The sequence below is a fragment of the Arthrobacter sp. P1_B9 genome (assembly GCF_056406495.1).
In genome coordinates, this window is the sequence record NZ_JBFUAA010000001.1 from 177634 (window position 1) to 203894 (window position 26261).

General features: G+C 66.5%; 24 protein-coding genes and 1 tRNA gene. 19 read left to right on the forward strand and 6 right to left on the reverse strand.

Annotated elements, in window-relative coordinates; translation table 11 throughout:
- Window positions 1-32: 32 nt before the first annotated feature.
- The 5 genes from AC1D1A_RS00760 to AC1D1A_RS00780 all read right to left on the reverse strand — a co-directional run bounded on the left by AC1D1A_RS00760 (window position 33) and on the right by AC1D1A_RS00780 (window position 4465).
- Complete coding sequence (locus AC1D1A_RS00760; protein ID WP_476858842.1) at window positions 33-1106, reverse strand: M4 family metallopeptidase; 1074 nt, start codon at window positions 1104-1106, stop codon at window positions 33-35.
- 190 nt (window positions 1107-1296) lie between these two features.
- Window positions 1297-1369: transfer RNA gene (locus AC1D1A_RS00765), tRNA-Arg, on the reverse strand.
- 182 nt (window positions 1370-1551) lie between these two features.
- Window positions 1552-3135 (reverse strand): FAD-dependent oxidoreductase, encoded by a 1584-nt coding sequence (locus tag AC1D1A_RS00770; RefSeq protein ID WP_476946917.1) that lies wholly within the window; start codon window positions 3133-3135, stop codon window positions 1552-1554.
- On the reverse strand, window positions 3132-4004 hold the full coding sequence (locus AC1D1A_RS00775) for an FAD:protein FMN transferase (RefSeq protein ID WP_476857525.1): 873 nt from the start codon (window positions 4002-4004) through the stop codon (window positions 3132-3134). The genes AC1D1A_RS00770 and AC1D1A_RS00775 overlap by 4 nt, the downstream gene beginning before the upstream one ends.
- Before the next feature lie 23 nt (window positions 4005-4027).
- Entirely contained in the window at window positions 4028-4465 is a 438-nt protein-coding gene (locus AC1D1A_RS00780; protein WP_476848838.1) for an FMN-binding protein, read from the reverse strand.
- A 196-nt stretch (window positions 4466-4661) separates the two neighbouring features.
- Here AC1D1A_RS00780 and argS point away from each other — a divergent pair, with 196 nt between their 5' ends.
- From argS to AC1D1A_RS00830, 10 genes are all read left to right on the forward strand, one after another.
- A complete protein-coding gene (argS, locus tag AC1D1A_RS00785) occupies window positions 4662-6326 on the forward strand; it encodes an arginine--tRNA ligase (RefSeq protein ID WP_476946918.1) in 1665 nt (554 codons plus the stop codon).
- A gap of 5 nt (window positions 6327-6331) precedes the next feature.
- On the forward strand, window positions 6332-7810 hold the full coding sequence (gene lysA / locus AC1D1A_RS00790; RefSeq protein WP_476946919.1) for a diaminopimelate decarboxylase: 1479 nt from the start codon (window positions 6332-6334) through the stop codon (window positions 7808-7810).
- Window positions 7811-9127 carry a homoserine dehydrogenase gene (locus tag AC1D1A_RS00795; protein WP_476946920.1) on the forward strand — a complete coding sequence of 439 codons (1317 nt, stop codon included), beginning with the start codon at window positions 7811-7813 and terminating at the stop codon, window positions 9125-9127. It abuts the gene before it with no gap.
- A complete protein-coding gene (thrC, locus tag AC1D1A_RS00800; RefSeq protein ID WP_028276075.1) occupies window positions 9128-10234 on the forward strand; it encodes a threonine synthase in 1107 nt (368 codons plus the stop codon).
- Window positions 10235-10236: 2 nt separating this feature from the next.
- Window positions 10237-11223, forward strand: coding sequence for a homoserine kinase (thrB, locus tag AC1D1A_RS00805; RefSeq protein WP_476857521.1), 987 nt, complete (start codon window positions 10237-10239; stop codon window positions 11221-11223).
- A 319-nt stretch (window positions 11224-11542) separates the two neighbouring features.
- Window positions 11543-13696, forward strand: coding sequence for a transcription termination factor Rho (gene rho, locus AC1D1A_RS00810; RefSeq protein WP_476946921.1), 2154 nt, complete (start codon window positions 11543-11545; stop codon window positions 13694-13696).
- Window positions 13697-14007: 311 nt separating this feature from the next.
- Window positions 14008-15081 (forward strand): peptide chain release factor 1, encoded by a 1074-nt coding sequence (gene prfA / locus AC1D1A_RS00815; RefSeq protein ID WP_079554478.1) that lies wholly within the window; start codon window positions 14008-14010, stop codon window positions 15079-15081.
- A gap of 16 nt (window positions 15082-15097) precedes the next feature.
- Window positions 15098-16018: a peptide chain release factor N(5)-glutamine methyltransferase gene (prmC, locus tag AC1D1A_RS00820; protein ID WP_476946922.1), complete on the forward strand. Its 921-nt coding sequence runs from the start codon at window positions 15098-15100 to the stop codon at window positions 16016-16018.
- A complete protein-coding gene (locus AC1D1A_RS00825) occupies window positions 16015-16779 on the forward strand; it encodes an L-threonylcarbamoyladenylate synthase (protein WP_223916035.1) in 765 nt (254 codons plus the stop codon). The genes prmC and AC1D1A_RS00825 overlap by 4 nt, the downstream gene beginning before the upstream one ends.
- Window positions 16776-17543, forward strand: a complete 768-nt coding sequence (locus AC1D1A_RS00830) for a WecB/TagA/CpsF family glycosyltransferase (protein ID WP_476946923.1) — start codon at window positions 16776-16778, stop codon at window positions 17541-17543. Before AC1D1A_RS00825 ends, AC1D1A_RS00830 begins: the two co-directional genes overlap by 4 nt.
- Window positions 17544-17576: 33 nt before the next feature.
- Here the strand turns inward: AC1D1A_RS00830 and AC1D1A_RS00835 are convergent, their stop codons facing one another.
- Window positions 17577-18473, reverse strand: a complete 897-nt coding sequence (locus AC1D1A_RS00835) for a glycosyltransferase (protein ID WP_476873180.1) — start codon at window positions 18471-18473, stop codon at window positions 17577-17579.
- Window positions 18474-18778: 305 nt separating this feature from the next.
- Here AC1D1A_RS00835 and AC1D1A_RS00840 point away from each other — a divergent pair, with 305 nt between their 5' ends.
- The 9 genes from AC1D1A_RS00840 to AC1D1A_RS00880 all read left to right on the forward strand — a co-directional run bounded on the left by AC1D1A_RS00840 (window position 18779) and on the right by AC1D1A_RS00880 (window position 26227).
- Window positions 18779-19903 (forward strand): MraY family glycosyltransferase, encoded by a 1125-nt coding sequence (locus AC1D1A_RS00840; RefSeq protein WP_476848847.1) that lies wholly within the window; start codon window positions 18779-18781, stop codon window positions 19901-19903.
- A gap of 129 nt (window positions 19904-20032) precedes the next feature.
- Window positions 20033-20518, forward strand: a complete 486-nt coding sequence (locus AC1D1A_RS00845; RefSeq protein WP_476946924.1) for a hypothetical protein — start codon at window positions 20033-20035, stop codon at window positions 20516-20518.
- The gene (locus tag AC1D1A_RS00850) at window positions 20511-20873 is read left to right on the forward strand and encodes a hypothetical protein (RefSeq protein WP_476873179.1); all 363 of its coding nucleotides are present in this window, start codon (window positions 20511-20513) and stop codon (window positions 20871-20873) included. The genes AC1D1A_RS00845 and AC1D1A_RS00850 overlap by 8 nt, the downstream gene beginning before the upstream one ends.
- Before the next feature lie 91 nt (window positions 20874-20964).
- On the forward strand, window positions 20965-21765 hold the full coding sequence (gene atpB / locus AC1D1A_RS00855) for a F0F1 ATP synthase subunit A (RefSeq protein ID WP_223916023.1): 801 nt from the start codon (window positions 20965-20967) through the stop codon (window positions 21763-21765).
- A 125-nt stretch (window positions 21766-21890) separates the two neighbouring features.
- Entirely contained in the window at window positions 21891-22109 is a 219-nt protein-coding gene (gene atpE, locus AC1D1A_RS00860; protein WP_003804776.1) for an ATP synthase F0 subunit C, read from the forward strand.
- Window positions 22110-22157: 48 nt separating this feature from the next.
- Window positions 22158-22709, forward strand: coding sequence for a F0F1 ATP synthase subunit B (locus AC1D1A_RS00865; RefSeq protein ID WP_223916021.1), 552 nt, complete (start codon window positions 22158-22160; stop codon window positions 22707-22709).
- Window positions 22709-23536: a F0F1 ATP synthase subunit delta gene (locus tag AC1D1A_RS00870; RefSeq protein WP_230008751.1), complete on the forward strand. Its 828-nt coding sequence runs from the start codon at window positions 22709-22711 to the stop codon at window positions 23534-23536. The genes AC1D1A_RS00865 and AC1D1A_RS00870 overlap by 1 nt, the downstream gene beginning before the upstream one ends.
- A gap of 83 nt (window positions 23537-23619) precedes the next feature.
- Complete coding sequence (gene atpA / locus AC1D1A_RS00875; protein WP_026266817.1) at window positions 23620-25257, forward strand: F0F1 ATP synthase subunit alpha; 1638 nt, start codon at window positions 23620-23622, stop codon at window positions 25255-25257.
- A 76-nt stretch (window positions 25258-25333) separates the two neighbouring features.
- Window positions 25334-26227 carry a F0F1 ATP synthase subunit gamma gene (locus AC1D1A_RS00880; protein ID WP_028276063.1) on the forward strand — a complete coding sequence of 298 codons (894 nt, stop codon included), beginning with the start codon at window positions 25334-25336 and terminating at the stop codon, window positions 26225-26227.
- The last annotated feature ends 34 nt before the right edge of the window (window positions 26228-26261 follow it).

Sequence of the window (26261 nt, forward strand, 5' to 3'; positions counted from 1 at the left end):
TTCATCGGACTCGGATCTGCAGGGGCCTGGGCTTATCGTCGGGCTCCCGGGAGCTTGACCTTCACAGTTTCCCACGCGGAGCGCACGGCGTCATGTTCCTTGGAATCCTCGCCGAAAAGCTCCTTGGCAGAGGCGGCTGTTGCCTTGGCGAAGGCACCGAACGTGGCGGTGGGGGACAGCTTGCCGCCCGTCAGGGTCTCGTACCAGATCTGTGCCGGTGCGTCCCAGGCATTGCCGCCGAGGGCGGTGGCCACCAGGCAGAACGCGCGGTTGGGGATGCCGGAGTTGATGTGCACGCCGCCGTTGTCCGCACTTGTGCGCACGTAGCCGTCCATCGAGTCCGGCTGCGGGTCCTTGCCGAGCACGTCGTCGTCGTATGCCGTTCCCGGAGCCTTCATGGAACGCAAGGCGGCCCCCTGCACCTGGTCGGTGAAGAGACCTTCGCCGATCAGCCAGCTGGCCTCCGCCGTCGACTGCTTCCGCACGTACTGCTCAACGAGGGCACCGAAGACATCGGACATCGATTCGTTCAGGGCGCCGGCCTGGTTGCGGTAGACCAGCCCGGCCGAGTACTGGGTCACGCCGTGGGTGAGCTCGTGGCCAATGACGCTCAGGGATTTCGTGAACCGCCCGAAGACCTGGCCGTCACCGTCGCCGAAGACCATTTGCTGGCCGTCCCAGAATGCGTTGTCGTACAGGCGGCCGTAGTGGACCGTGGCATCAAGGTGCAGGCCTTTGCCGTCGATCGAATTGCGTCCGAAGGCCTCGGCGTAGAGGCGGTGGGTGTGCCCCAGCCCGTCATAGGCCTCGTCGGCGGCGGGATCGCCGGTGGGCGGTTCGCCTTCTTTGCGGACCACGCTGCCGGGCAGCTTCTCGGTGGACTTGGCGTCGTAGACCGTCCGTTCCGGCGGGGACGGCTTGAGTTCCCGCAGGCCCGGACGGCTGCCGGGCCCGGGCACTGCGCGGGAGGCCTGGAACCCCGGGACGTGTTGCAGGGCCTGCTTTGCCCCGTGGGCGGCCCTGGAGAGCTCCGGCTTTTGCTGTGCGGCCAGCCTGCGGAGCAAATAGGGCGGAACGATGGAACAGTACACAGTTGAGAAGAACACTTGAGACCCCCTTCATGCTTCGGAGCCGGCAGGGTAGCCCGCCACCGATGAAAACAGCCTACGAGGGAGCACCGACAATCGGCAGGGGCAAAGCCGCTGGATTTCCGCGATCTTTTGGCGGGATTCTGGGCACAAAAAACCCCGCCGTTTCAATGAAACAGCGGGGTTTGCCGGCGATGCCGGTATTTTGTGCCCTCGATTGGAATCGAACCAACGACCTTCTGCTCCGGAGGCAGACGCTCTATCCCCTGAGCTACGAGGGCAGTCAGGGTTCCTGCCGTTACCGGCGGGACGTCCTAGAGCTTAGCAGGAAGGTGGCCTCCAACGGAAAACCATGGAAAACGGTCGCTCATTTGTGGAGTCAAGTTTCGGTCCAGCGCGGCCTATGTGCGGGGTCCGCAGCTTGGCCGATCCCGCGGATTGGCCGGTCCGCTCAGTAGCGGCGTCAGTAGCCGGTGAACGTATCCACATGGACCCGGCGGGCGCCCGCGCCACGCGCCGCGGCCCGCAGCGAACGCACGCTGGCGGGCGAGCCGGAGATGAAGACTTCCCGGCCGCCGATGTCCGGCACCAGGTCCTTGAGGGCCGCCGCGTCAATTCTTCCGGCGCCTGCGTCCTCCATGTTGGCCGGCGGCGCCGAACCGTCGGCCAGCCGGGCCACGATGCGCGCCCCCGAGCGCTGGAGCTCCTCGGCGTAGCCCAGTTCGGCGGCACTCTTGGCCAGGTACAGCAGGACAACGTCGCGGTCCCCGGCCGGGTTTCCGGCCGACGCCCCGGCCAGCTGGGCCACATACGGGGTGATCCCGATTCCGGCCGCGACGAGCAGCACGGGGGTGGCCGGGTCCCGGGGCAGGACGAAGTCGCCGCTCACCGTGGTGGCGGTGAGCCCGGCGCCGGGTGCCAGGGACAGCAGCGATCGCTTGGCTGAGGACACCGGTTCGGCCGTCCCCACCCCGATCGTCAGCAGGGAGGCTCCGGGTGCGCTGGTCAGGCTGAACACGCGCCGGATTCCCTTGCCGTCACCCTTCCCATCGCCCCTGGCGGCGCCAGCGTCGCCGGCCGTGTCCGGGGGCAGGTGGAGCTCCAGGGCCTGTCCGGGAGCGAAGCGCACCGGACGTTCCGGGCGGAAGCTGAATTCCGTCGTCGTGGGCGTCAGCGGACGGCTCGCGACGAACGCCAGCCGGACCCCGCCCCGCTGTCCGACGGCGAAGGCAAGCGCGTTGCCCGCGAGCAGCGCCAGCTCGGGGGAGTTGGCCACAAACCCCAGGTTGTAGGGGACGGCAAACAGTGCCCCGACGACGGCGGCCAGGGCCAGCTGCTGCCAGCGCCGCGGGGGCAGGGTGAGCGGCTCGGTGAGCATGAACCCGACGAAGAACAGCACCGGCCGCTGCGCGAGCGTCTGCCACAGGGCCTCGGGGAGATTCATCCCGGCCCGGAGCAGATCGGCGGCCACGATGGACACGGCAACCACGGTGAAGACGGCGGCCATGGCGAACTTCCGGGTCCGGTAGAGCACCAGCAGCACCCCTGGCAGCACCAGCCAGAGCATGGCCGGTGTCGCGGCCCACCAGGTGGCAATGTTGAGCCCGGTCAGCCCGGCGAGGAACGCGCCCGCCGCGGCCGGATTGAAGATGTGCCGGCCGCGCCAGGCCAGCGCATACTTCGAGGCCGAGGCCAGTACGCAGGCCAGGGCGACGCCGGCGATCTCCGCCGGCTGGAGGCCCTGGGGCAGCTCGCTGGGCCAGAATAGAAAGTACAGCAGCAGGCCGGTGATGAGTGAGGATTCCGTGTGCGGCCGTACATGGAACAGTGCGGCCAGCCCCTGGCTGGAGGCGTACGTCAGGCCAAGGCACAGGGCAAGGTGGGCCAGCATTTCCGGCAGCCCGAACGTCAGCCAGCCCAGCACATTGAGCAGCAGGCTGTAGCCGGCCAGGACGGCCAGGACCCACAGCACCAGCCGGTACATCGTGAGCCGGCCCAAGGCGGTGTCCAGCCTCGAGCCGAGGGCTGTGGTGGTGATGGCAGTCATGAGAACAGGGCCCCTTCGAAGTCGGCTGAATATTCCGCGTGCCCGTCCGCATAAACCGTGAGCCAGGCGCAATCGAACTCCTGCTCCAGCCGCGGACCGTCGACAAAGAACAACGCAGTGGCCAGCGCATCCGCCACCATCGCGGTCCCGGCCATGGCCCAGCTGGCGACAACGGTACGCACCGGCGCTCCCGTGGTGCCGTCCAGGACATGATGGAACCCGTCGCCCCAGGCGCGCCGGTTGGCGGCGGAAGCGCACAGGGCACCGGCCCCCAGCTGGACGGTGCCGATTGCCCGGGTGGGATCGTAGGGGTGCTCGAGGGCAACCGCCACCGGATCCGGCCCCGGATTCAGCAGGTCCCCGCTGGCATCGATGAAATGCCCGGCGCAGCCGCCGTCCCGGAGCTGCGCGGAGAGCAGATCGGCCAGCTGGCCCTTTCCGGCCGCGCCGACGTCGATCACCACAGGAACCGTGGTGGTCAGCGCGGTGCCCTGCCAGTCCAGCGCATCCTCCCACCGGGGCGCGGGAAGCGGCGCACCGCCCGGGCGCAGGGTGTAGGTGGCGTCGTAGCCCAGGCGCTCCAGGCTCCCGCCGATGAGCGGGGTCATCGCACCCCCGGTGAGCCGGTACAGGGTGCCGTACAGCTCGCCCAGGGCGGCCCCTTCGGCGGGCAGCTCAATGCGGCCAGGCGTCCGGGCTGCGTCGGCAATGAGCGCATCGGGGCGGAACCGGGACCACGCGGCGTCGTACTCCGCCACCGTGGCGAGCAGGCCGCGGCGGAGCTCGCCGGAGAGCCGGGACGGGGTGGAAATCTCCCAGCGGGTCCCGATCCCGTCAAAGCTGAAGTGCGTCCAGCCCGGATGCGCCACGATTCCTCTGTTCCCTTGTTGCGCTATTGGGCCTGTGACTTGATCTTCGCCACGGCCTGGTTGAAGCCGCCGCTGGTCAGCGAGGATCCGGCCACTTTGGAAACCTTGATCTCGTCGAGCTTCTTGCCAACAACCTGGGACTGGATGCCGCCGGCGAACTCGCCCTGGAACTTTCGGGTGTTCGGATTCGAGGGGTGCTGCGTGATCTTCACGTCGGACACGGCACCGCCGGCCAGCGTCAGCTCCACGCCCACGGTCTCAGTGCCGTTGGGGGAGGTGTAGTTCCCGTCGGCGCTGTACGTGCCGTCCTTGTAGGAACCGGTACCGGCGGTCCCGGAAGCTGCGGGCGGCGCGGCCTCTGCGGCCGGGGCCTGCGCAGAAGGGGCGCAGCCAGCCGCAGTTCCGGCCACGGAGAGGCCGGCAATGCCGACGAGGACGCTTTTGCGGAAGGCGGTATTCATGCGGGACTCGATTCTTTGCGGGGATCGGACAGCGAACAATGTGGAGGCACTGACACGGTTGCAGACGTTGAATTCAGGGTAACGGTTCACCCTTGGTGCGAGGCATCGAAGACCTTGGGTATTCCCGTAACCGGCCCCGCCGTCATGCCGGGTGCCAGATTCCGCCGCACTCCGGGCCCACCGGTAGGCTAGAACTGTGACCCCAGAAGAACTCTCCCTCGCCATATCCGCCTGCCTGAAGGACGCCGTTGCCGCCGGTGACATAGCCCTCTCCGCGGCCGACATCCCGGATGAGGTGCGCGTGGAGCGGCCCAAGAACAGGGACCACGGGGACTGGGCCACCAACGTCGCCCTCCAGTTGGCCAAAACGGCGGGCACCAACCCGCGGGAGTTCGCGTCCGTCCTGAGCGCCCGGCTCAAAACGATCGACGGCGTGTCCGCGGTGGACATCGCCGGCCCCGGCTTCCTGAACATCACCGTGGACGCCGCTGCCGCCGGTGCCCTCGCCAAGGCGATCGTCGAGGCCGGTGCGGCCTACGGCACCAACACCGCGCTCGCCGGGCACGTGGTCAACATGGAATTCGTCTCGGCCAACCCCACCGGCCCGCTGCACATCGGCCACACCCGCTGGGCCGCCCTCGGCGACGCGATCGCCCGCGTCCTCCGGGCCTCCGGTGCCGACGTCACTGCCGAGTACTACATCAACGACGCCGGTTCCCAGATGAACGTGTTCGCGAACTCCGTGTTCGCCAGACTGCACGGCCTGGACGTGCCCCAGGGCGGCTACCCGGGCCAGTACATCGCGGACCTCGGCCACGAGGTGCTCACCGAGCACCCGGACATCCGCGAACTCACCGAGGTGGCGGCCCTGCCGGTGATCCGGGGCGCCGCCTACAAGGCGCAGATGCATGACATCAAGCAGACGCTGGCCGAGTTTGGCGTCGACTTCGATGTCTACTTCTCCGAGCAGGAGCTCCACGACGCCGGCGCGATCGAGGACGCCGTCGCCCGCCTGCGCGAACAGGGCCACGTGTTCGACGACGGCGGCGCGGTCTGGCTGTGCACCACCGACTTCGGCGATGACAAGGACCGCGTGATGGTCCGCGCAAACGGTGAGCCCACGTACTTCGCCGCCGACGCCGCCTATTATCTGTCCAAGAAGGACCGCGGCTACACCGAGAAGATCTACCTCCTCGGCGCCGACCACCACGGCTACATCAACCGGCTCAAGGCCATCGCGGCAGCCGCCGGGGACGACCCCGAGGTCAACATCGAGGTCCTGATCGGCCAGCTGGTCTCCGTCAACGGTGCCAAGCTGTCCAAGCGCGCCGGCAACATCATCGAGCTCAAGGACCTCATTTCCTGGCTCGGCAAGGACGCCGTCCGGTACTCGCTGGCCCGGTTCCCTGCCGATTCGCCGCTGACGCTGGACCCGGAGCTGCTGAAGAAGCACAGCAACGAAAACCCGGTGTTCTACGTCCAGTACGCCCATGCCCGCTCCCGCGGCGCCGCCCGCAACGCCGTGGCCGCCGGCGTGGAGCGCCGTGTGGACGGCATAGACAGCTTCAACGCCGCCCTGCTGGAGCACCCCACCGAAAACGAGCTGCTCTCGCACCTGGGCAGCTATCCCTCGATCGTGGCCAAGGCCGCCGAGCTGCGCGAGCCGCACCGCGTGGCCCGCCACCTCGAAGTGATCGCCGGCGCCTACCACCGCTGGTATGACGCCTGCCGCGTGGCGCCGCAGGGCGAGGAACCCATCACCGACACCAACCGCACCAGGCTGTGGCTCAATGACGCCACCAGCCAGGTGCTGGCCAACGGACTGGAACTGCTGGGCGTCTCGGCGCCGGAACGGATGTGACCGCCATGAGCGCAAATTCAGGACAGTCCCCGCTCGCCCCGGACTGGCTCGAGGTCCCCGCCGACCTCAATGCCCTCCACGAACCGCTGTGGGCGGGCGGTGTTGCGCGCAACGACGACGGCGAGCTCACCATCGAGGGGCTGACGGTCAGTGAGCTTCAGCGCCAGTACGGCACGCCGCTGTTCGTGCTGAGCGAGACCGACTTCCGGGCCCGGGCCCGGGCGTTCAGCGACGCCTTCAACGACGCCTTCGCCGATATTTGCGGGGGAGTGGACGTCTACTACGCCGGCAAGTCCTTCCTGTGCACCTCCGTGGTCCGCTGGGTCGAGGAAGAGGGGCTGCGCCTGGACACGGCGTCCGGCGGCGAACTCGCCGTGGCCTTCCGCGCCGGCATCCCCGGCGCCGACGTCGCCCTGCACGGGAACAACAAGTCCGACGGCGAAATCCACCGGGCGCTGGACATGCAGCTGGGACGGATCGTGGTGGACAGCCTCGACGAGCTCGAACGCGTCGCGGCGATCGCCGCCAACCGGGGCGACACCGCCAGGGTCATGCTGCGGCTGACCCCCGGAGTGCACGCCCACACCCACGAATTCATCGCCACGGCCCACGAGGACCAGAAATTCGGCCTGTCCATGGCCGGGGACTCCACGGACCAGGCCGGACTGTCCGCCGCAGAGGAAGCCGTGGCCGCGGCCACCGGGCACGCCAGCATCGAACTGCTGGGCCTGCACTGCCACATCGGCTCGCAGATCTTCGAACCGGACGGCTTCGCCCTCGCCGCCGAGAGGCTGCTGGACTTCCTGGCAGCGATGCAGTCGAAGTACTCCATCGTGCTGCCCGAGCTTGACCTCGGCGGCGGCTACGGCATCGCCTACACCCCCGTGGACACCCCGCGCCCGGCCGCCGAAATCGCGCAGGCGATGGCCGCCGTCGTCCGTTCCAAATGCGCTGCCCTCGGCATAACCGCCCCCCGGATTTCGATCGAACCGGGCCGCGCGATCGTCGGAAGCACCACCTTTACGCTGTACGAGGTCGGCACGCTCAAGACCGTCCGGGTGGATTCCCCGGCCGCGGCTGGTGCCGCGGCCGGCGACGACGGAGCCGGGGACGTTACGCACCCCCGCCGCTATGTGTCGGTGGACGGCGGGATGAGCGACAACCCCCGGCCGGTGCTGTACGACGCGGATTATTCGGCGATTCTCGCCTCGCGGAGCTCCGACGCGGCGCCGCAGCTGTCCCGAGTGGTGGGCAAACATTGCGAGAGCGGCGACATAGTTGTTAGAGATGTATATCTGCCCGAGGACGTGGCAGCCGGTGATCTGCTTGCTGTACCGGGGACCGGCGCCTACTGCTGGGCCCTGTCAAGCAACTACAACTATCTGGCCCGGCCGGGCGTTATCGCTGTCAGCGACGGATCTGCCCGGCTCATTGTCCGCGGGGAAACCGAAGAAGATTTGCTCAACCGCGACATGGGAGTCTGAATGTCTGAATTGCGAACCCTGAAAGTGGCCCTGCTGGGCTGTGGCAACGTTGGGGCCCAGGTTGCGCGGATTCTCATTGACGACGCCGACGCCCTCGCCGCGCGCACCGGCGCCCGGCTGGAACTGCAGGGCATCGCGGTGCGCAACCTCGATGCCAAGCGCGACGTCGAGCTGCCGCAGGAGCTGTTCACCACTGACGCCGAAGTCCTCGTCAAGGACGCCGACCTCGTCATTGAACTCATGGGCGGCATTGAGCCGGCCCGGACCCTGATCCTGACCGCCATGCGGCACGGTGCCTGTGTTGTCAGCGGCAACAAGGCGCTCCTGGCCCAGGACGGCCCCACACTGTACGAGGAAGCGGACAAGGCCGGGGTGCAGCTGTCCTACGAGGCCGCCGTGGCCGGCGCCATCCCCATCCTGCGGACCATCCGCGACAGCCTGTCCGGCGACCGGATCACCCGGGTGCTCGGGATTGTCAACGGCACCACCAACTTCATCCTCGACCAGATGGACTCCACCGGCGCGCAGTTCGCCGACGCGCTGGCCGAGGCCCAGCGCCTGGGCTACGCGGAAGCCGACCCCACGGCCGACATCGAAGGCTACGACGCCGCCGCCAAGGCCGCGATCCTCGCCTCACTGTCCTTCCACACGCGGTTCGCCCTGGAAGACGTCTCGTGCGAGGGCATCACGTCGGTCACCGCGGCGGACATCGCCGCCGCCAAGGAAGCCGGCTTTGTCATCAAGCTGTTGGCCATTGCCGAGAAACTGGTTGACGAGGACGGCAAAACCGGCGTCTCGGTCCGTGTCCACCCCACGCTCCTGCCCCGCGAGCACCCCCTCGCCGCTGTCCGCGGTGCCTTCAACGCCGTCTTCATCGAAGCCGAGAACGCCGGCGAGCTCATGTTCTACGGCCAGGGTGCCGGCGGCACCCCGACGGCGTCCGCCGTGCTGGGCGACCTGGTCTCCGCGGCCCGCCGCATTGTCCTGGGCGGCCCCGGCCGGACCGAAACCACCACGGGGCACGTGCCATCGTTGCCCATCGACGCGGCCGTCACCAGCTACTACATCGGACTCGACGTCGCGGACCAGCCCGGTGTCCTGGCCAGGATCGCGCAGCTCTTCGCGGAGCACGGCGTGTCCATTGAAATCATGCGGCAGACCATTCACCGCGACGCCGACTCCAACGTGGAATCGGCCGAGCTGCGGATCGTGACACACCGTGCACGCGAAGCCGCACTTGCAGCAACCGTCGAGGCCGTCAGGCGCCTGGACGTCATCAATTCCGTTACATCCGTACTCCGGGTAGAAGGAGTCTAAGTGGCTCACCAATGGCGCGGTGTCATCCGCGAATACGCCGACCGTCTTCCTGTCACGGAAGCGACCAAGGTCATCAGCCTGGGCGAGGGCGGCACCCCGCTCGTGCACGCCCGCCACCTCTCCGAGCTGACCGGCAGCACCGTATACCTCAAGGTCGAAGGCATGAACCCGACCGGTTCCTTCAAGGACCGCGGCATGACCATGGCCATGACGGCAGCGGTGGCTGCCGGCGCCAAGGCCGTGGTCTGCGCCTCCACCGGCAACACCTCCGCCTCCGCCGCGGCCTACGCGACGGCGGCCGGGCTGCAGTGCGCGGTGCTGGTCCCGGAGGGCAAGATCTCCATGGGCAAGCTCAGCCAGGCAGTCGCGCACGGGGCCACGCTGCTGCAGGTGGACGGCAACTTCGACGACTGCCTCGACATCGCCCGCAAGCTCGGCGAGTCCTACCCGGTGTTCCTGGTCAACTCCGTCAACCCGGCCCGGATCGAAGGCCAGAAGACCGGCGCCTTCGAAGTGGTGGATTCGCTCGGCGACGCCCCCGACTTCCACGTGCTCCCGGTGGGCAATGCCGGCAACATCAGCGCGTACTGGAAGGGCTACAAGGAATACGCTGCGGCGTTCGAGTCGCCCACCGCCGGGTCGCTGCCCGCCGTGTCCACCAAGACACCCGTCATGTGGGGCTTCCAGGCCGCGGGGGCGGCGCCCTTCGTGGCCGGCCACCCCATCACCGAGCCCGACACCATTGCCACCGCCATCCGGATCGGCAACCCGGCCTCCTGGGACACCGCCGTGGCGGCCCGGGATGAATCCGGCGGCGTGATCGAGGCCGTCACGGACGAGGAAATCCTGTCCGCGCACCGGTGGCTCTCCGCCCGGGAAGGCGTTTTCGTGGAGCCCGGCTCCGCTGCCGGCGTCGCCGGGCTGATCAAAAAGCACGCGGCCGGGGAAGTGCCGGCAGGCAAGACGATCGTGATCACGGTGACCGGTCACGGACTCAAGGACCCGCAGTGGGCCCTGCGCACCGAGGACGGCAGCGACGTGCAGCCGGTCAAGGTCTCCAACGACGTCGTCACCGTCGCCGCAGCACTGGGACTGGAAGAAAAATAACGTTGGAAACAACCGTCACCGTCCCGGCCGAATCAGCTGCCGGCTCCCCGGCTGTTCCGGCGGGCCAGCTGGTCACCGTGCGTGTCCCGGCCACGAGCGCCAACCTGGGCCCCGGGTACGACAGCCTCGGCCTGGCCCTCTCGCTGCATGACACGCTGACCGTGGAAACCCTGGCCAGCGGTGAACTTGAATTCGAGCTCAGCGGCGAGGGTGCCGAGTCCCTGCCCCGCGATGCGACGCACCTCGTGGTCAAGGCCCTGACCGAGGCCCTGCACCGCCTTGGGTTCCGGCACGAAGGCCTGCGGATCACGGCGGACAACGTCAACCCGCACGGACGGGGCCTGGGCTCATCGGCCTCGGCCGTGGTGGCGGCCGTCAGCGCCGCCAATGCCCTGGTTCCGGAGGCCTCCCGGCGTGGCCGCGACTGGATCCTGCAGCTCACAAGCGAAATGGAAGGCCACCCGGACAACGTTGCACCCGCCATTTTCGGCGGACTGGCGCTGTCATGGCAGGACAGTGACCAGTACAGCAGCACGTGCGCGTCCGTGGCGGCCTCGGTGATCCCCGTGGTCGCTGTGCCCGACTACGAGCTCTCCACTGAGGCCGCCCGGGCCCTTTTGCCCGCCTCGGTGGGCCACCATGCCGCGGCCATGAACTCCGGCCGCGCCGCCCTGCTGATCCATGCCCTGACCACGAACCCGGAATTCCTGCTGCCCGGCACCGAGGACTACCTGCACCAGAGCTACCGCGCCGAGGCCATGCGGCCCAGCGCGGAACTGATCGGCGCGCTGCGCCGGGCAGGGCACGCCGCCGTCGTATCCGGCGCCGGACCCACCGTACTGGTCCTGGCCAACGGCGAAGCGGAAGCCCGTGAGGTTGTGGACTTCATCGGCGCCCACACCGCGGGCAACACGCCGGAAGTGGGCTGGCGCGTGATGAAGCTGGCCGTGGACGTTGAAGGTGCTAAAGTGGAAGTGCACCGGCGGTAAATACGCAGGCGGTAAATTTTTAACCGTTGTAAGACCGCGATGTTGGCCACGTAGCCTCTCTCATCTTTCACTGCGCAATATTTTCCGGTGCCACCTGCTTTCGGTCTGACGCAGGAATCAGCAGAATTGATCTGCCCCCTGAAACTCAGCCCGCCGTTCCTCATTTCTCGGATCGTGCATGGTGAAGCAATATCCGGCCCTGCTGGCCGATATACATCCGGCAAGGCCGAAATCCCGGCTGCAGATCTGAACTGCAGCCCAGATCAAATCACCGCGTCCAGCTCTTAGCCTGGACGCCGTCGAGGGGGAAGGATCCTTCGTGACCGAAACCACTGAGCTGTCTCCGGCTGTGGATACATCTTCTGCTGCCGAATCAACGGCAGCACCCGCCAAGAGCAGCGGCCTTGCAGGCCTTAAGCTCGCCCAGCTCCAGGCCCTCGCCAGCCAGCTGGGCATTTCCGGCGGTTCCCGCATGCGCAAGGGTGATCTGGTCACGGCCATTTCCGCCCACCGCGCAGGCACCCCGGTAAGCAAGGCTCCGGCCCGCGCTGCCGAAAAGGCGAGCGACAACGGCACTGTGTCCCACGCAGCGGCCCCGGCAGCTGCGCCCGCAACAGCGCCCGCCGCCGATGACGCCCCCGCCCAGGAAAGCCCCCGCGCCCGCCGTGGCCGCAGCCGCCGCGCAGGCAGCGACGGAGTCGTCACGGCGCCCGTCGTAGAGGCACCCGCCGCCGCCCCGGCTGAAGCCCCCGCGGTTTCCACCGACTCCGGCGCCTCCGCGACTGCCGAATCCGGTTCTGCCGTTTCCGGGACCGAAGGCAGCGACCGCACGAGGCAGCCGCGCACCCGCAACCGCCGCCGCGGCGAAGCCGCAGCCCAGGCCACCGAGGCCGGCCAGACCGCCGTCGAGGCCCAGGCCGAACAGCCCGCCATTGAACAGCGTGAACAGCGCACTGAGCAGCGCGAACAGCGCACTGAACAGCGTGAACTGCGCACCGAACAGCGCGAGCCCGGCAGCGAAGACGGCCAGCGCCGTGACACCCGCACCCGTGGCGGCCGCGACGACTCGGCCGGCACCCGCGAGAGCACCCGCGAAAACACCCGCGACAGCGATGATTCTGACGGCGGAAGCCGCCGGAACCGCCGCAACCGTCGTGACCGCAACGACCGCGGTGACCGCCAGGGCCAGCAGGACAGCCGCGACAACTCCTCGCGCAACGACCGCTTCCGCGACCGCAACGACCGCCGCCGCGGGCGTCAGCAGGGACCCGACGTCGACGACGTTGAGGTCACCGAGGACGATGTCCTGCTGCCGGTCGCCGGTATCCTCGACGTGCTCGAGAACTACGCGTTCATCCGCACCTCCGGTTACCTGCCGGGCCCGAACGACGTCTACGTCTCCCTCGCCCAGGTCAAGAAGTACAACCTGCGCAAGGGCGACGCCGTCGTCGGCGCCATCCGTGCACCGCGCGAAGGCGAAGCCCAGCAGGGGAATCAGCAGCAGTCCGCCCGCCAGAAGTTCAACGCCCTGGTCCGCGTCACCTCGGTGAACGGCAAGACGCCGGAAGAGCTCAAGGACCGCGTCGAATTCGCGAAGCTCGTCCCGCTCTACCCCTCCGAACGCCTGCGCCTCGAGACGGACCCGAAGAAGATCGGCCCGCGCGTCATCGACCTCGTTGCCCCGATCGGCAAGGGCCAGCGCGGTCTGATCGTTTCGCCGCCGAAGGCCGGCAAGACGCTCATCCTGCAGTCCATCGCCAACGCCATCACCACCAACAATCCTGAGGTCCACCTCATGATGGTGCTCGTTGACGAACGTCCCGAAGAAGTCACGGACATGCAGCGCACCGTCAAGGGTGAGGTCATTGCCTCCACCTTCGACCGTCCCGCCGACGACCACACCACCGTGGCCGAGCTTTCCATCGAGCGCGCCAAGCGCCTCGTGGAAATGGGCATGGACGTTGTGGTGCTCCTGGACTCCATGACCCGCCTGGGCCGTGCCTACAACCTGGCAGCACCGGCCTCCGGCCGCATCCTGTCCGGTGGTGTGGACTCCGCAGCGCTGTACCCGCCGAAGCGCTTCTTCGGTGCAGCCCGCAACATCGAAAACGGCGGCTCGCTGACCATCCTGGCCACCGCACTCGTCGAGACCGGTTCCAAGATGGACGAGGTCATCTTCGAAGAGTTCAAGGGCACCGGCAACATGGAACTGCGCCTGTCCCGCCAGCTCGCGGACAAGCGCATCTTCCCGGCCGTGGACGTCAACGCGTCCGGTACCCGCCGTGAGGAAAACCTGCTTTCCCCCGAGGAAGTCAAGATCATGTGGAAGCTGCGCCGCGTCCTGTCCGGACTCGAAACGCAGCAGAGCCTTGAGCTGCTGACCAACAAGATCCGGGAGACCCAGAGCAACGTCGAGTTCCTCATGCAGGTGCAGAAGACGACGCTTGGTGCGAAGTCCGATAACGACAAGTAGCTGGCTTTCGCCGCTCAAAATATGCCGGCCCCGCCCCTCCGCCGGGTGGCCAACGATCTGCGATCGTTAGCCACCCGGTTCCGGCAGGCCCGCAAGGGAGATGACGAGGGCCCCAACCCGAGCTTGCGAGGGTTGGGAGTCATCGACTGCACTCCCTGGCCGGCATATTTTGAGCGGCTTCTGGTTTAACTCACCACCCCCTGGCGGGAGCAACGCGGGGTCACCTACGGCCCATCAGGGCCGCCGGAATGGGCGGTAAGTGACCCCGCGTTGCAGTAACTAGACTTGAGAGAGTCGAAAGAGGTTTGAAAATGTTTGAGTCCGTACAGGGCCTGTTGGATGAGCACGACTCTATCCAGGCTCAGCTGGGGGATCCTGCTGTCTATGCTGACCAGCGGCTGGCCCGGAAGCTGGGGCGGCGTTCTGCCCAGTTGAACGGCATTGTGGAGGCCTACCACCGCTGGGAAGGCATCCGCGATGACCTGGCCGCTGCCAAGGAAATGGCGGACGAGGACCCCGAGTTTGCGGCCGAGGTGCCCGAGCTGGAGGCCGCGCTGGAGCTGGCGGCGGCCAAGCTGCGCCGGCTGCTGATCCCGCGCGACCCGGACGACTCCCGCAACGTGATCCTCGAGGTCAAGGGCGGCGAAGGCGGCGACGAGGCAGCCCTGTTCGCCGCGGACCTGCTGCGGATGTACAGCCGTTACGCGGAATCCCGCGGCTGGAAGACCGAGATCATCTCTGCCACCGAGTCGGACCTCGGCGGGTACAAGGACGTCCAGATGGCCGTCAAGGGCAGCTCGAACGATCCGGCCGAAGGCGTGTACGCCCGGCTCAAGTTCGAAGGCGGCGTGCACCGGGTCCAGCGTGTGCCCGTCACCGAATCCCAGGGCCGCATCCACACCTCGGCCGCCGGCGTGCTGGTGCTGCCCGAAGTGGACGAGCCCGAGGAGCTCGAGATCAACCAGAACGATCTCAAGATCGACGTCTACCGCTCCTCCGGTCCCGGCGGGCAGTCGGTCAACACCACCGACTCCGCAGTGCGCATCACGCACCTTCCCACCGGAATCGTCGTCGCCATGCAGAACGAAAAATCGCAGCTGCAGAACCGTGAGGCCGGCATGCGCGTGCTGCGTGCCCGCATCCTGGCGCACCAGCAGGAGCTGATCGACGCCGAAAACTCGGCGCAGCGCAAGTCGCAGATCCGCACCATGGACCGCTCCGAGCGCATCCGTACCTATAACTACCCGGAAAACCGGATTGCGGACCACCGCACCGGTTACAAGGCCTACAACCTGGACCAGGTCATGAACGGCGACCTGGAACCGGTGATCCAGTCGGCCATCGAATTGGACGAGCAGTCCCGGCTCGACGCCATCGGCGAATAGGCGCGGGTCACTGGTGATGACTGCAGGTGATGGTCCGAGCCTCGCGGAGGCCGTCAGCGAGGCGACGGCGGTCCTCGCGGCGGCCGGCGTGCCCAGCCCGCGCGTGGACGCCGAGCTCCTGGCGGAGCACCTGCTCGGCATCGGACTGGGCCGGCTGCGCGCGCTGATGCTCGGGGACGCGCCGGCGCCGGAAGGCTACGCCGACCTGGTCGCCGAACGGGCGCAGCGGATCCCGCTGCAGCACATAACGGGCGTGGCGCACTTCCGCTACCTCGAACTCGCCGTCGGTCCCGGTGTGTTCATCCCGCGGCCGGAGACCGAATCCGTGGTGCAGCTGGTCCTGGACTGGCTCAAGGCCAGCGACGGACTGGCGCACCCCAAGGTCGTGGACCTGGGCACCGGGTCCGGTGCCATTGCAGGCTCGATCGCCCATGAGGTTCCCGGCGCGGAAGTCCACGCGGTCGAGTTCAGCGAATTCGCGCACGCGTGGGCGGCGAAAAACTTGGCTCCCCTGGGCGTCCACCTCATCCGCGGCGACCTGCGCGACGCGCTGGCCGAACACAACGGCACATTCGACGTCGTCGTCTCCAACCCGCCCTACATCCCCGCCGAAGCGATCCCGAACGAACCCGAAGTGGCGCTGCACGACCCGCCCGAGGCGCTCTACGGCGGGGGAGCGGACGGGATGGAACTTCCGACGGCGGCGGCCGCCTCGGCTGCCCGCCTGCTGGTTCCCGGCGGCTACTTCGTGATGGAGCACGCCGAGGTCCAGTCGGAATGGATCGCCGCGATGCTCAAACGCGCCGGGGTGTTCGCCGAGGTGACAACGCACCGTGACCTCAACGGCAAGGACCGCGCCACCAGCGCCGTCCTGGCACCGTCAGGGCCGACGCTCGCGAAAAATCGTGTGACAAGTGATGAAAGAATAGGCCAGTGACGACTAGCTACGATTGCACGGCGGCCGAGCAGCGCGCTGCGGGACTTGAGCACGCCCAACGGGCCATCCGGGAGAACAAGTGCGTGGTCTTTCCCACGGACACGGTCTACGGGATTGCGGCCGACGCCTTTTCGCCCCTTGCCGTGACCCTGCTGCTCGCCTCCAAGGGCCGGAGCCGGAAGATGCCGCCGCCCGTGCTGATCCCCAGGCTGAACGCCCTCGATGGCCTGGCCACGGACGTTCCGGCCGAGGCGCGGCGGCTGGCCGAGGCGTTCTGGCCCGGCGGCCTGACCCTGATCCTGCATGCCCAGCCGTCGTTGGACTGGGATCTCGGCGAGACCAAGGGCACGGTCGCCCTGCGGATCCCGGCCGACGAGATCGCCCAGGACCTGCTGACGCTTACCGGACCCCTCGCGGTGTCCTCCGCTAACCGCACCGGGCACGCCGCGGCGCAGACCGCCGCGGACGCCGAAGCCCAGCTGGCGGAATCCGTGGAGGTTTACCTGGAGGGCGGGCCCCGGCCCGCCGACGGCGCCGAGGCCCTCGCCTCGACCATCGTCGACGCGACGGCGCTGCCCTTGCGCGTCGTCCGGCAGGGAGCCATCAGCCTCGACCGCCTGCGCGGCGTGGTGCCCGGCGTCCTGGACATCGACGGCAACGCCCCCGATGCTGCGGACGCTCCGGAGCCGGCCGCAGAGTCCGCCGCCGCAGAGTCCGCCGCTGCGGCGGGCGACGCTGCGCCGGAGCCCGGTTCCGCATGACGCTGGAGCGTCAGCGCGTCCCTTTCCTCGACGTCGAAGCGACCCCCGTGACGGTGTCCGAGCTGACCGCGGTCCTCAGCACGTTCATGGCCGAGGGCCGGACCCGGATCGTGGTGGGGCACAACCTGCACAGCGTGACGCTGCTGCACTCCGATCCTGCCTTCCGCTCTTTCTATGAGCGCAGCGACGTGGTCCTGATCGACGGCGCACCGGTGCTCTGGCTCTGGGCGAAGACCGGCGAAGAGGACGACGGCAGGAAACCGGTGATGGACTACCGGCTGGGGTCGACCGACTGGATTCCCGCGCTCGGCAATGTCGCGGGACTGGAGCGCATTGCGGTCATCGGTGCAGGCGCCGTGGCCAACGCCGGTGCCGTGGCCAGGCTGCGGGAGATCGTCCCCGGGGCGCGGGTCGACGGGATGCCCGGCGAAGGCTGGAATAAGGAAGTTGAGGAAGCCGCGGTCGAATGGCTGAACCGGCTGCGCCCGCAGCTTGTGCTGCTGGGCCTCGGGATGCCGCTGCAGGAGCAGGTCATGGCCCGCCGGCTTGCCGCGCTTCCGCCTGCGGTCTACTGCACCGTCGGCGGCGCCATCGAACAGATTGCCGGTGTGCAGAAACTGGCGCCGCGCTGGATCGGCCGGCTCGGACTCGAATGGGCCTGGCGGCTCATGCTCCACCCGCAGCGGGTAGCCTACCGGGTGTTCGGCGAACCCTGGGTGCTGCTGGGCCTGCTGCTCCGCCGGCGCCTGCGCCGGCAGCCCTAGGCTGCCGGCGGGGCTGCGGGCGGGGGACCACGGTCAGAACTTCTGGTCCTCCAGCGGGCCGAAGCCCTTGCCGCGGAGCCCGGCAGAAAACGCGCGGAACCAGTCAGCGAGCCCGCGGAAGTCGCCGCTGCGCAGGAAGTAGCCGAGGTAGCCGCCCACATCCGCGATGAAGGACTTGACCCGGAAGTGGCGGCGGATCATGTACCCGCGGTTCCGGTAGTAGAAGTAGCGCTTGAAGGCGGAATCCGGAACGATCACGTGCCACCGCGCACCGAAGACGTGCTTGGTCTCAGCGAAGGCGTGCGGGTGCGTGATGGCGGCGGTGGTCACCGTGCCGAAGCGGATCCCGGCCTTCCTGAGCCTGAGCGTGAAGTCCACCTCGTCGCCACGGATGAAAAGGCGCATGTCCGGCAGGCCGACTTTGAAGAAGACATCGGAACGGATCAGGGCGCCGTTGAAGAAGTGCCCGTCGTCGGGCAGGAATCCGACCTTTTCCACCTCCGCGCGCTCATGCGTGACCTTGCCGTCCAGCCGGAAGAAAAAGGACAGCTGGTCCGGGTGGCCGGGGGCCACCACGAGGGGCACGACGGCGTCCAGACCACGTTCCTGGGCCTCACGGAGCAACGTGGCAAGGCAGTCGGGATCTGCCGGCTCGGCGTCGTCGTCCATCATCCAGATCCAGTCAGCCCCGCTGGCCACGGCCTTGAGGATGGCCAACGAGAATCCGCCGGCGCCGCCGAGGTTTGCCTCGGACCGGACATAGTCCACGTTGGCGTGCTGGCCGGCAACGTCCGTCGACGGCACGGTGCCACTGTCGACGAGGCAAATGGACTGCACTGGAGCGGTCTGGTTGTTGATGGCGTCCATCAGGACCGCCAGCTCCCTGGGACGGTCAAACGTCACGGCAGCGACTGCAACCGAGGGGGTCATCGCGGGGTCCTTTCAGCACGACCGTCAGTGGTTTTCCCGCCGGCAGAGGGCCGTGTGACGCGAAGACAGGTGGCCGTTGGCATTAGTATCTTGACTAGAGTCCACTGTAATACAGCCCTGTCAGGCACTACGCACTGCCTGCCCTGCGCACGGCGACGGAGAAGTTTCATTTTTCGAAAGACAGTTCCACCGCAATCGAATCCACCCCATTTCCGCAGCTCACCGGCGCGTCCGGTGCTGCGGGACGTGCCGGCGTGCGGTGCCTGTGCTGACGGTACTGACGGCGTTTGGCTGGTGGTCGTCCCGTGATCATGTACCTGCTCATGATGCTGACGGCAGCGATCGTGACCTACGCGGCGACATGGGGTGCCCGGCTCGCGGGCAACAAGCTGGAGCTGTATTCCCCGATCCGCAGCCGCGACATGCATTCCACCCCGATCTCCCGGCTCGGCGGCCTCGGCATCTTCGCGGGCGTGCTGGTTGCCCTGGTCACGGCGAGCAATTCGTTCTTCGTCAAGGACATCTTCCGGAACAACACGGCGCCATGGGGAATCCTGGCCGGGGCCGCGGTGATCGTCGTTGTCGGCGTGGCGGACGACCTGCTGGATCTGAGGTGGTGGGTCAAGCTGATCGGCCAAAGCGCCGCGGCACTGGTCGTGGCCACCTGGGGGGTCCGGATGACGATCATCCCGTTCATTCCCGAGCCGATCGTGATCCAGAACGAGGCCGTGAGCATTGTGTTGACGGCCGGGTTGATCGTCACCACCATGAATGCGTTCAATTTCATCGACGGACTGGACGGGCTCGCCGCGGGCGTGGCGATCATCGGCGGAGCGGCGTTCTTCCTCACGGCCTACTGGGTCCACCGCACGGCCGTCCTGCTGGACCGTTCGGACCTCGCCACCCTGCTGACCGCCGTCGTGGTCGGCAGCTGCGTCGGCTTTCTGCCGCACAACTGGTTCCCCTCCAAAATCTTCATGGGCGATTCCGGGGCCATGCTGATTGGCCTGCTGATGGCCTCGGCCGGCGTCGTCTCGACCGGCCAGATCAGCTCAGGCCTCTACGACCGGGCCAACGGCATCCCCACGATCATCCCCATCCTGTTGCCGTTCGCGGTGCTGTTCCTGCCGCTGCTGGACCTGTGCCTGGCGGTGGTGCGGCGAACAGCGCTGGGCCGGTCGCCGTGGTCGGCGGACCGCGGACACCTGCACCACAAACTCCTGGACATCGGATACTCGCACCGCGGCGCCGTCGTGCTGATGTACTTGTGGACCTGCATCCTTGCCTTCGGCGGCCTCGCTTTCGCGATCTTCCCCTGGCACATAGTCCTCGCCGTCGATCTGGCCGCCGCGGCAATCATGGCCGTGGCGACTGCCTGGCCGTACCTGCGCCAGCGCGGGCCGAGGCAGATGGCCCGCACTCCCGAATAGCCTGACCGGCATGCCCGGGGAAACCGGTCCGACGCGCTTTTCCGAATAATTTCTATCTAATGTAGAATTCAGGGGCGGTACTTCGCCGCCTGCCTTGACCAGCAATACGCCAGCGACGATTGGGATCTGATGACCTCCAACGCCGAACCGGAACCCGCTTCCGGCAACGGACCCGTTGGCGTCTCCGGCCCCACAAAATCCCTGTGGCTCAGGCTGCTGGCAATCAGTTCCGCGGCCTCCGCCGCAGCACTGGTGTTGACCGGCACGGCCGCCTTCATCTTTAACGGCGCCGTGGGGTTCTGGTCCGCCCTGTTCGGCGGCGCGCTGGTGATGGCCTTCTTTGCCATCAGCCTCGCGGTGGGCCACTTCGTCGGCCGCAACAACCCCTCGGGAGCGATCGGACTGTTCGTCGCGACGTACTTCGTCAAGGTTGTCGGCTTCGCCGTGGTCCTCTTCGTCATCGGCGCCCCGGCCTGGCTGCACGGCCGCTGGTTCCTGATTGGCGCCGTCGTCACGGTCGTGTTCTGGCAGGCAGCCGAAATTTACGGTTTCAGTAAGGCCAGGCTCCAGATTTACAACGATCCCGAAACGCGAAAAGGCGGCACCGATGTTTAGCCGCAAATCCGGCCGCAGGCCAGTTGCCGGACCACGTACCGGACCAGAAAACCAGCCCGCCAAATCACCCAAAACTACGTCCGGTGCCCCCGGTGTATCGACCGACGGAAGCGACGGCGGATACAACGCCGGAATCGCCGTCTTCAGCTACATTGTTGGCGGAATCATCGTCTGGAGTTTGATAGGGTGGGGACTGGATAATCTGTGGGGAACCCGCTGGATTGTGCTCGCAGGCGCTCTGCTTGGAGCTGCGGGAGGGTTCTATCTTTCTCATATGCACGGCCTCACCAGTAACAGAACTTCAGCTGATGACGGCACTGCTGCACGTGGCCCGTCCCAGGACGAGGAACAGTAATGCCAAATAATTTCACAGGGGGAGAGGCGGGCACCAATGTCGCCGGTCCCCGCCCAACGCCCAATGATGGACACTGCAGAGAGGAAACGCGTTGATCGCGCTTGCGCTCCCGGCCCAAGATTCAGGAACCTTCACGCCTCCTGGAATTGAAGAACTTCACCTGCCGGCTATCATCCCCTGGGGTGCTGCCGACGGATTTTCCAAGCAGATGCTGCTGGTAATCCTGTCGGTCGTCATTATCGGTACATTCTTTGTGATCGCTGCACGGAAGCAGCAGCTGGTTCCCGGCAAGCTGCAGTTCGCTGGCGAGGCCGCCTATAGCTTCGTCCGCAACAGCATCGCCAAGGACATTATCGGCGGCCGGGACTTCATGAAGTATGTCCCGCTGCTGTTCACGCTTTTCTTCTTCATCCTCGTGAACAACATCTACGGTGCAATCCCGCTGATCCAGCTTCCCACCTTCTCGCACGTTGGCGGTGCCTATGTGCTCGCCGCGATCGTGTACGTCACCTGGATCGCCGTCGGCATCCGGAAGAGCGGCCTGAAGTACTTCAAGCTGGCCACGGTTCCGTCCGGTGTGCCGTTCTACATTCTCCCGATCGTCGTACCGATCGAGATCATCTCCAACTTCCTGGTCCGCCCGGTCACGCACAGCCTCCGTCTGTTCGCCACCATGCTGGCCGGCCACCTGATCATCATGATCTCCGGTGCGGGCATCGAATACCTCGTGATGCAGGAAAACGTCCTCCTCAAGGGCGCGTCCGTACTCGTCCTTGGCGGTGCGATCGCCATGTACATGCTCGAAGCGCTGATCATGGTGCTGCAGGCCTACGTCTTCACGCTGTTGACCGCGATCTACATCGAAGGCGCGCTGCACGCCGACAGCCACTAGGCGAAGGCCTTCAGGCGCACACGCCAGAAGGCACAACCCCAGCCGGCACAACATAGTCTTCCCCTCACGGGGATGAAGCAACCCAAACAACCTGCCACATGGGTGGCATCTTGAAAGGAAGAAAAATGGAAGGCTCCATCAACGGCTCCCTCAACCTCATCGGCTACGGCCTCTCCGCCATCGGCGGTGGTATCGGTGTGGGTCTCGTGTTCGCCGCTTACATCAACGGTGTGGCACGTCAGCCGGAAGCCCAGCGCGTCCTGCAGCCGATCGCATTCCTCGGCCTCGCGCTGACTGAAGCCCTCGCCATCCTTGGCCTGGTCTTCGCGTTCGTTCTTAAGTAAACAGAACAACCGAACATCCAGAACCGAGTAGATAAGGACGGGTGAAATATGAATCAAGCGATCATCTCAGCCGCCACCGAAGGCGGTACTAACCCCCTCGTTCCCAATCCTTGGGAAATGCTTGTCGTCTTCGCCGGCTTTGCGCTCCTCTTGTTCATCGTGGTCAAGTACGTTGTCCCGATGTTCGAGAAGACCTTCGCAGAGCGGGCCGAAGCCATCGAGGGCGGTATCGCCAAGGCCGAAAAGGCCCAGGCCGAGGCCTCCGCAGCGCTCGAAGAGTACAAGGCGCAGCTCACGGAAGCCCGCACCGAAGCCAACCGCATCCGCGAGGAAGCACGCGCCGAAGGCGCCCAGATCCTTGCAGAGCTGAAGGAGAAGGCGGCTGCCGAGTCTGCCCGCATCACCGCGCAGGCCCACACGCAGATCGAATCCGAGCGCCAGGCGGCCGTTGTGTCGCTCCGCGCGGAGGTCGGCACGCTGGCCACGACGCTGGCGAGCCGCATCGTCGGCGAGGCACTGAGCGACGATGCACGGTCGGCCCGAGTGGTGGACCGCTTCCTGGCAGATCTGGAGAACCAGAACGCGGGTGTAGCTAAGTAATGGCAGGTGTATCGAGCGAATCGCTGGCCGCTGCGCTGGCGGCACTGGAGGCCAAGCTTCCCACCGCGTCGCTGCAGTTGGCAAAGGAACTCTTCGGAATCCTGGGAACCGTGGACAGCTCGGCCGGCTTGCGCCGTGCTTTGACTGACCCGTCCCGCAGCGGTGACGAAAAGTCGGCGCTGGTCAAGCAGCTCTTCGGCGGGAAAGTATCCGCTGACGCTGTTGAAATCGCAGCCGGACTGGCCAGCTCCCGCTGGGCATCGGCACGGGATATCGGCGATGCACTCGAGACTCTTGCCGCTTCGGTGGTCATCGCTGTTGCCGAGAACAAGTCGGCCGTCTCTGCCTCCGGGCTCAGCGGACTGGAATCGCTGGAGAACGATCTGTTCTCCTTCAACCAGGCCGTTGAGTCCAGCCACGAGGTCCAGCGTGCTCTGTCCGAGCCGCAGGCCAGCCCGGCCGCCAAGGTGTCCCTCGCCGACAAACTCGTACCCGGTGCGAGCGAGGACGCGAAAGTCCTGATCGGGCAGGCCGTCACGGCTCCGCGCGGGCTTAAGGTCACCAGGCTGGTCCGCCGTTTCGCCGAGCTTGCCGCCAAGCGCCAGCAGCGCTGGATTGCAACGGTCGACGTCACCCGTCCGCTGACGGAGACGCAGATCAGCCGCCTGCAGGCGGGGCTGAACGCCCTTTACGGGCGCGAGCTCAAGATCAACATGAATGTTGACCCGGCACTGATCGGTGGCATCCGGATCCAGGTAGGTGACGAAGTGGTTGACGCTTCGGTCGCCGGCCGCCTGGGCCAGCTCCAGCGTCAGCTTGCCGGCTAGCCGGACAAGCACAACCTAACGACAAGAAACCCCGGTCATCGTGAGCAACGATGATCACGAAAACAGGAGAGCAGGGACTGCAGATGGCCGAATTGACCATCAACGCCGACGACGTCCGTAATGCGTTGAACGAGTTCGCGGCGTCCTACGAACCCGGAAACGCAGAGCGCGTAGAGGTCGGCCGTGTAACAACCGCAGGTGACGGCATCGCCCGTGTTGAGGGCCTTCCCTCGGTCATGGCGAACGAGCTGCTTCGCTTCGAAGACGGCACGCTGGGCCTGGCCCAGAACCTCGACGTCCGCGAGATCGGCGTCATCATCCTCGGTGACTTCACCGGAATCGAAGAAGGCCAGGAAGTCCACCGCACCGGGCAGGTTCTGTCCGTGCCGGTTGGCGACGCCTTCCTCGGCCGCGTGGTTGACCCGCTGGGCCAGCCCATCGATGACCTCGGCGAGATCAAGGCCGAGACCACCCGTGCCCTGGAACTCCAGGCACCCGGCGTGACCCAGCGTAAGTCGGTCCACGAGCCGATGCAGACCGGGCTCAAGGCTATCGACGCCATGATCCCGATCGGCCGCGGCCAGCGCCAGCTGATCATCGGTGACCGCCAGACCGGCAAGTCCGCCATTGCCATCGACACGATCATCAACCAGAAGGCCAACTGGGCTTCCGGCGACGTGAAGAAGCAGGTGCGCTGCATCTACGTGGCGATCGGCCAGAAGGCATCCACGATCGCAGCCGTCCGCCAGACCCTCGAGGACAACGGCGCCCTGGAATACACCACGATCGTGGCTTCCCCGGCGTCCGATCCCGCAGGCTTCAAGTACCTGGCACCGTACGCCGGCTCGGCCATCGGCCAGCACTGGATGTACGGCGGCAAGCACGTCCTCATCGTGTTCGATGACCTGTCCAAGCAGGCCGAGGCCTACCGTGCAGTGTCACTGCTGCTCCGCCGCCCGCCGGGACGCGAAGCCTACCCGGGCGACGTCTTCTACTTGCACTCCCGTCTGCTGGAGCGTTGTGCCAAGCTCTCCGACGAGCTCGGTGCAGGCTCGATGACCGGTCTGCCGCTGATCGAGACCAAGGCAAACGACGTTTCCGCCTACATCCCGACCAACGTGATCTCCATCACCGATGGCCAGATCTTCCTGCAGTCGGACCTCTTCAACGCCAACCAGCGCCCCGCTGTCGACGTCGGTGTGTCCGTCTCCCGTGTTGGTGGCGCCGCCCAGGTCAAGTCCATGAAGAAGGTCTCCGGTACCTTGAAGCTGGAACTGGCCCAGTACCGCGACATGCAGGCCTTCGCCATGTTTGCCTCGGACCTGGACGCCGCATCGCGCCAGCAGCTGACCCGCGGTGCACGCCTGATGGAGCTGCTCAAGCAGGGCCAGTACTCGCCGTTCCCGGTCGAGAACCAGGTCGTCTCCATCTGGGCCGGCACCAACGGCCACCTGGACGAGGTTCCGGTTGAAGACATCAACCGCTTCGAGACCGAGTTCCTGGAGCACCTCAAGCACAAGTCCTCCATCCTGACGACGCTGGCCCAGACCAACGTCATGGACGATGACACCGCTGAAGCACTGAAGACCGCAATCGTGGACTTCAAGAAGGGCTTCTTCGGCGAGGGAGACAACCTCCTGGTCGGTGCGGGGCACGAGGAGCACGCCCCCATCGGCGAGGATCAGGTCGACCAGGAAAAAATCGTCAAGCAGAAGCGCTAGTTTCGCTGGCAGGGACTGCCGGGACCCGCACGGGTTCCGGCAGTCCCGGCCATCGGGATCTTAGGAAAGGATAAGTATGGGAGCCCAGATCCGGGTCTACCGCCAGAAGATCAGCTCGACGACGTCGATGCGCAAGATCTTCAAGGCGATGGAACTGATCGCTACCTCGCGCATCGGCAAGGCCCGCGCACGCGTAGCAGCTTCACTGCCTTACGCGAACGCGATCACGCGTGCCGTTTCTGCTGTCGCAAGCCAGAGCGAAATCGACCACCCCCTGGTCACCGAGCCGGCGCAGATCCGCCGGGCCGCCGTCCTGGTCATCACCTCGGACCGTGGCCTCGCGGGATCTTACTCGGCGAGTGTCCTCAAGCAGGCCGAAGGCCTCAACGAGCTGCTCCACGGGGAAGGTAAAGAAGTCAAGACGTTCCTGGTCGGCCGCAAGGCGCAGGCGTACTTCGACTTCCGGAACCGTGAATACGCTCGCGTATGGACCGGCAACACGGATGCACCGGAGTTTGCGACCGCGCGCGAAGTCAGTGAAGCACTGCTGGCCGAATTCGCTAACGCCTACGAAGAGGGCGGCGTCGACGAAATCCACGTCGTCTACACCCGCTTCAAGTCGATGGTGACCCAGGAGCCGACGGTCGTCCGTCTGCTGCCGCTCGAGGTTGTCGAAGAGAAAGCCGCGTCCGAATCGGACCTGCTGCCCCTCTACGAATTCGAGCCGGAAACGGAGCAGGTTCTCGATGCCCTGCTGCCGCGCTACATCGAATCACGTATCTTCGCCGCCATGTTGCAGGCAGCAGCTTCCGAGCTCGCAGCCCGCCAGCGTGCGATGAAGTCCGCCGGCGACAACGCGACGGATCTCATCAAGAAGTACACGCGTCTGCGCAACACTGCCCGTCAGGCTGAAATTACGCAGGAGCTTTCCGAAATCGTTGCCGGTGCCGACGCGTTGTCCGCGTCCTAGCCAGCACGAGCCCGGATCCAGCTGTACCTGCACC

Coding starts and splice junctions, on each gene's coding strand:
- prfA (WP_079554478.1), top strand. CDS start 14,008: ATGTTTGAGTCCGTACAGGGCCTGTTGGATGAGCACGACTCTATCCAG.
- lysA (WP_476946919.1), top strand. CDS start 6,332: ATGAGCGCAAATTCAGGACAGTCCCCGCTCGCCCCGGACTGGCTCGAG.
- AC1D1A_RS00865 (WP_223916021.1), top strand. CDS start 22,158: ATGAATCAAGCGATCATCTCAGCCGCCACCGAAGGCGGTACTAACCCC.
- AC1D1A_RS00795 (WP_476946920.1), top strand. CDS start 7,811: ATGTCTGAATTGCGAACCCTGAAAGTGGCCCTGCTGGGCTGTGGCAAC.
- prmC (WP_476946922.1), top strand. CDS start 15,098: ATGACTGCAGGTGATGGTCCGAGCCTCGCGGAGGCCGTCAGCGAGGCG.
- AC1D1A_RS00835 (WP_476873180.1), bottom strand. CDS start 18,473: ATGACCCCCTCGGTTGCAGTCGCTGCCGTGACGTTTGACCGTCCCAGG.
- atpA (WP_026266817.1), top strand. CDS start 23,620: ATGGCCGAATTGACCATCAACGCCGACGACGTCCGTAATGCGTTGAAC.
- AC1D1A_RS00780 (WP_476848838.1), bottom strand. CDS start 4,465: ATGAATACCGCCTTCCGCAAAAGCGTCCTCGTCGGCATTGCCGGCCTC.
- AC1D1A_RS00870 (WP_230008751.1), top strand. CDS start 22,709: ATGGCAGGTGTATCGAGCGAATCGCTGGCCGCTGCGCTGGCGGCACTG.
- atpE (WP_003804776.1), top strand. CDS start 21,891: ATGGAAGGCTCCATCAACGGCTCCCTCAACCTCATCGGCTACGGCCTC.
- AC1D1A_RS00830 (WP_476946923.1), top strand. CDS start 16,776: ATGACGCTGGAGCGTCAGCGCGTCCCTTTCCTCGACGTCGAAGCGACC.
- AC1D1A_RS00845 (WP_476946924.1), top strand. CDS start 20,033: ATGACCTCCAACGCCGAACCGGAACCCGCTTCCGGCAACGGACCCGTT.
- AC1D1A_RS00850 (WP_476873179.1), top strand. CDS start 20,511: ATGTTTAGCCGCAAATCCGGCCGCAGGCCAGTTGCCGGACCACGTACC.
- AC1D1A_RS00770 (WP_476946917.1), bottom strand. CDS start 3,135: ATGACTGCCATCACCACCACAGCCCTCGGCTCGAGGCTGGACACCGCC.
- AC1D1A_RS00880 (WP_028276063.1), top strand. CDS start 25,334: ATGGGAGCCCAGATCCGGGTCTACCGCCAGAAGATCAGCTCGACGACG.